General features: G+C 62.3%; 4 protein-coding genes. 2 read left to right on the top strand and 2 right to left on the bottom strand.

Annotated elements, in window-relative coordinates; genetic code table 11:
- Positions 1-80: 80 nt before the first annotated feature.
- Together guaD and EN994_RS18800 are read right to left on the bottom strand one after the other, a co-directional pair.
- Entirely contained in the window at positions 81-1397 is a 1317-nt protein-coding gene (guaD, locus tag EN994_RS18805; protein ID WP_063169826.1) for a guanine deaminase, read from the bottom strand.
- Between the two features lies 1 nt (position 1398).
- Entirely contained in the window at positions 1399-2616 is a 1218-nt protein-coding gene (locus tag EN994_RS18800; RefSeq protein WP_024501931.1) for a urate hydroxylase PuuD, read from the bottom strand.
- 131 nt (positions 2617-2747) lie between these two features.
- On the opposite strand from EN994_RS18800, the gene EN994_RS18795 reads away from it, so the two are divergent.
- Together EN994_RS18795 and EN994_RS18790 are read left to right on the top strand one after the other, a co-directional pair.
- On the top strand, positions 2748-3668 hold the full coding sequence (locus EN994_RS18795) for a LysR family transcriptional regulator (protein WP_024501932.1): 921 nt from the start codon (positions 2748-2750) through the stop codon (positions 3666-3668).
- Between the two features lie 124 nt (positions 3669-3792).
- Positions 3793-4592 (top strand): LLM class flavin-dependent oxidoreductase (locus tag EN994_RS18790; protein WP_127307717.1); only part of this gene is annotated, 800 nt, incomplete at its 3' end.

Here is a 4592-nt window from a genome sequence, read left to right as displayed (position 1 = left end):
TTCCTCCTCTCCCCTCGGGGAGAGGCCGGATTGCCCCGAATTGCCTTCGCAATTCGGTTGGCAATCCGGGTGAGGGGGCCTTACCCCGCGCTCATGTCAGCCTTGGCTGGCCGCCCCGCCACATAAACTTCGCGGACGGAGCGGTCGTCGCCCAGCGTCTGCAGGAGAAAGAGTTCCTGCGCCAGCGTCTCGACCGTCTCCATCCTGAGTCGCATTCCCGGCGTTGCCCTGGCGTCCAGCACGACGATGTCGGCGTCGGTGCCCGCGTCCAGCGTGCCTATCTTTTCCACCACCGACAGCGCCTCGGCATTGCCGCGCGTCGTCTGCCAGAAGGACTGGAACGGGTTGAGCTTTTCGCCATTCAGCGCGATCACCTTGTAGCCTTCGTCCATGGTGCGCAGCATGGAGTAGTTGGTGCCGCCGCCGACATCGGTGGCGGCGGCGATGCGGATCGGCTTGTCGCGTCGGCGAAAGCGCTGATAATCGAAGAGGCCGGAGCCGAGGAAAAGGTTCGAGGTCGGGCAGAACACCGCCACCGAGCCCGAGTCCGAAAGCGCATCCGCTTCGCGCTCCGACAAATGGATGCAGTGGCCGAACAGGCTCTTTTTGCCTAACAGCCCGTAATGCTCGTAGACGTCGGTGTAGTCGCGCGCCCACGGGTAGAGTTCCTGCGTGAAAGCGATCTCGGCGTGGTTTTCCGACAGATGCGTCTGCATGTGCAGGCCGGGATGTTCGCGGCACAACACGCCCGCCATCTCCATCTGCTCCGGCGACGAGGTGATGGCGAAGCGCGGCGTGATGGCGTAGTGCTGGCGGCCCTTGCCGTGCCACTCCTTGATCAGCGCCTTTGTGTCGTCATAGCCGGATTGCGGGGTGTCGAGCACGCCGTCGGGCGCATTGCGATCCATCATCACCTTGCCGGCGATGTTGAGCATGTTGCGGTCATGCGATTCTGCGAAGAAGGCTTCGGCCGAGGCCTTGTGCACCGAGCAGTAGGCGGCGACCGTCGTGGTGCCGTGGCGCACCATTTCGTCGAGGAACAGCCGCGCGATGCGGCGGCCGTGCTGGGCGTTGGCGAACTTCGTTTCTTCCGGAAAAGTGTAGGTGTTCAGCCAGTCGAGCAGTTCGGCGCCGTAGGAGGCGATGATCTGCATCTGCGGAAAATGCGCATGGGCATCTATGAAGCCGGGCAGCAGCAGATGCGGCCGGTGGTCAATCCTTTTCACCGTTTCGTCGGCTTGCTTTTCAACATCGGCATAACTACCCGCGGCGACGATCCTGCCGTCACGGATCAGCAGTCCGCCATCCTCCTCGTAGCGCCAGGCGGAATGGTCTTCGAGAGTTTGCGGCCAGCGCACAAAGGACAGCGTGCGGCCGCGCAGAAGTGTCGAATTCATGCTATTTCCCTGCGCCTTCGAACCAGGCCACCAGCAGCGCCCGTTCCTTGTCGGTGATCTGAGAGACGTTGGCGGGCGGCATGGCGTGGCTGCGGCCGGCCTGCAGATAGATTTCGCGGGCGTGGTTGGCGATATCCGCATCGGTGTCGAGCATCACGCCCTTGGGCGCATGATAGATGCCCTCATAGACCGGCTCCGCCGCGTGGCACATTGAACAGCGGCCGAGCACGGTGTCGCGCACCGCCGGGAAATGCGCTGAAGCGACATAGACTTGCGCCGACGCGGATTCCTTGGGTTCGCCGGTCAGCACTTTCGGCGCGGTCGACAGCCAGATGATGACGATGAACAGGACGAGTGCCGCCATCCAGGTCCAGGTCGGATTGCCCTTGCGCGCATGGACCGAGTTGAAATAGTGCCGGATCAGCACGCCGATGATGAACACCAGCGAGGCGATGACCCAGTTGAACTCAGTGCCGAACGCCAGCGGATAGTGGTTCGACAGCATCAGGAACAGCACCGGCAGCGTCAGGTAATTGTTATGGAGAGAGCGCTGCTTGGCGATCTTGCCGTATTTCGGGTCGGGCTTGCGGCCGGCGATGAGGTCGGCGACGACGATCTTCTGGTTGGGGATGATGACCATGAAGACATTGGCCGACATGATCGTGGCGGTGATGGCGCCCAGATGCAGGAAGGCGGCACGGCCGGTGAACAGGTGGGTCAGTCCCCAGGCGATGAACACCAGCACGCAATAGAGCACCAGCATCAGGCCGGTGTCGCTTTTGCCCAGCGGCGAGCGGCACAGCAGATCGTAGACCACCCAGCCGACGCCGATCGTTGCCAGAGACAGCAGGATGCCGACCGGCACCGACATCGGCAGCACGTTCGGATCGATCAGGAACAGATCGGCCCCGGCATAATAGACGACGCACAGCATGGCGAAGCCGGAAAGCCAGGTGGCGTAGGATTCCCATTTGAACCAGGTCAGGTGTTCCGGCATTTCGGCCGGCGCCACCAGATATTTCTGGATGTGATAAAAGCCGCCGCCATGCACCTGCCATTCCTCGCCGAAGGCGCCGACGGGCATGCCGGGACGCTGGCGCAGGCCGAGATCGAGCGCGACGAAATAGAACGACGAGCCGATCCAGGCGATGCCGGTGACGACATGCAGCCAGCGCACGGCAAAACTCAGCCAATCCCAGAAAATCGCGAAATCCATCATTGAAATCGTCCCTGCCGATTGGGTGACTTTACGGGCTGGAGCGCAAACGGAAAGAGGCGAGGCGCACGAGGACTTTCAAAAAAAAATGGAAAATACTAGGTTGATCCTGCAAACCGGCGAAGGTGCTCCGCATGGCCTATCTCGACAACATCGCCGTCTTCGTTCGCGTCGTTGAACTCGGCAATCTGTCGGCGGCCGGGCGCGACATGCGCATTTCGCCGGCGGTCGCTTCCAACCGCATCAAGGAACTGGAGAAGCACCTTGGCGTGCGGCTGTTCAACCGCACCACACGGCAATTGATGCCGACCGAGCATGGCACGGTTTTTTACGGGGGCGCCAAGCAGGTGCTGGAGGCAATCACCGAGGCGGAAGCGGCAGTCTCTGCCCTTTCCGGCCAGCCGCGCGGCACCATCCGCGTCACGGCACCGCTCGGCCTCGGCCGCCGGCTGGTCGCTTCGGGCATCCCCGATTTCCACGACAAATACCCTGATATCGAGGTGCGGCTCAGGCTCTCGGACCACAATGTCGACATCATGAAGGAAGGCATCGACGTCGCCTTCCGGCTCGGCATCATCGAGGATTCCAGCCTCAGGATGCGCGGCATCATGGAATGCGAGCGCGTGCTGGTGGCGGCGCCGAAATATCTCGAAGCGCGCGGCGAACCGATTGAGCCGCAGGAACTGATCGGCAAGAAGCACGACTGCCTGATGCTGCGTTATTCGGGCGCGCGCGAATATGTGTGGACGCTGCAGACCCCCACCGGCCCGCAGAAATTCGAGGTACACGGGCCCTACGACACCGACGATGGCGACGTGCTCACCGGCTGGGCGCTTTCAGGCCGCGGCATCATCAACAAGCCGCGCTTCGAGGTCGAGCCATTCATCCGCGATCGGCGGCTGAAGGTGATCCTGCCCAGCACGCCGCCGACACCGGTGCAGTTCGCCGCCGTCTATCCGCACAAGAAGCTGCAGGATCCAAAAGTGCGGCTGCTGCTCGACTTCATGGCCGAGCGCTGCCAGCGGCTGATCAACGATCTGCTTGCTGGCAAATAAAGGCTGGCCGGCAAATAGGGACTGGCCGGTAGGTGAGCGGCGGTTTGGCCCAGCGCCGGCGGTTGCCATCCCAGGATGTGGCGAACATAGTTCGGGGTGGCATTTCATCTCATAGGAACCCCCGATGGACAACGGCGCCACAATGCATCTTGCCGTTTCGCTCGCCGATCCATCACTCGAGACTGGGTTGGAATTCAGCCGCCTGGCTGGTTTCGTGCAAAAGGCTGAAGCAGCCGGGCTGGACATGGTGCTGCTTGCCGATGCCGCGCCAGCGTCCGAAAGCGAAGCCGCGAACAAACGGATGCCCTTCGAAGCGACGACCTTGCTGGCCGCTCTGGCGACTGTCACAAGCAGGATCGGCTTGGTTGCCGCTGCCTCGACAATTGCCCACCAACCCTACAATCTGGCACGCCGTTTCGCTTCGCTCGACGTTATCAGCCACGGCCGCAGTGGCTGGAACGCAACCATGACGCAAGCGCCACGGGAAGCAGCCAATTTCAGCCGGCCCGAAGGATTTTCGCCTAACGATTTCCGCCGTCGCAGTGAGGAATATATCGGCATCGTGCAAGGTCTGTGGCAGGGCTGGGATGCGGACGCCCTGCTGTTCGACCAGGGCGGCGGCCGCTTCCACGACCCCGAAAAGATGCACCTGCTGGAGCACAAGGGCGAATTCTTTTCCGTGCGCGGACCGCTGAACGTCGCCCGGTCGCCGCAGGATACGCCAGTGCTCGTCTTGTCGGGCCTGCAGGAATCCGACTTCGATATTGCCACTCGCACCGCCGATGTCATCCTGCTGGACGGCGGACTGGTGGAGGGCGCGACCGAACGCTATGACGATATCAGGCGCCGTGTCACGGCGTGCGGACGCGATCCGGATGCTGTGAAAGTGCTGACGAACGTCGCGCTTATCGCCGATAGTAAGCC

This window comes from Mesorhizobium sp. M7A.F.Ca.CA.002.09.1.1, assembly GCF_003998555.1.
In the GTDB taxonomy this organism is placed as follows: Bacteria; Pseudomonadota; Alphaproteobacteria; order Rhizobiales; family Rhizobiaceae; genus Mesorhizobium; species Mesorhizobium ciceri.
This window is presented reverse-complemented; position numbering and strand designations above follow the sequence as displayed.

Excerpts from the sequence above, each read along its gene's own strand:
- EN994_RS18800 (WP_024501931.1), bottom strand. The coding sequence starts at position 2,616 with ATGATGGATTTCGCGATTTTCTGGGATTGGCTGAGTTTTGCCGTGCGC.
- guaD (WP_063169826.1), bottom strand. The coding sequence starts at position 1,397 with ATGAATTCGACACTTCTGCGCGGCCGCACGCTGTCCTTTGTGCGCTGG.
- EN994_RS18795 (WP_024501932.1), top strand. The coding sequence starts at position 2,748 with ATGGCCTATCTCGACAACATCGCCGTCTTCGTTCGCGTCGTTGAACTC.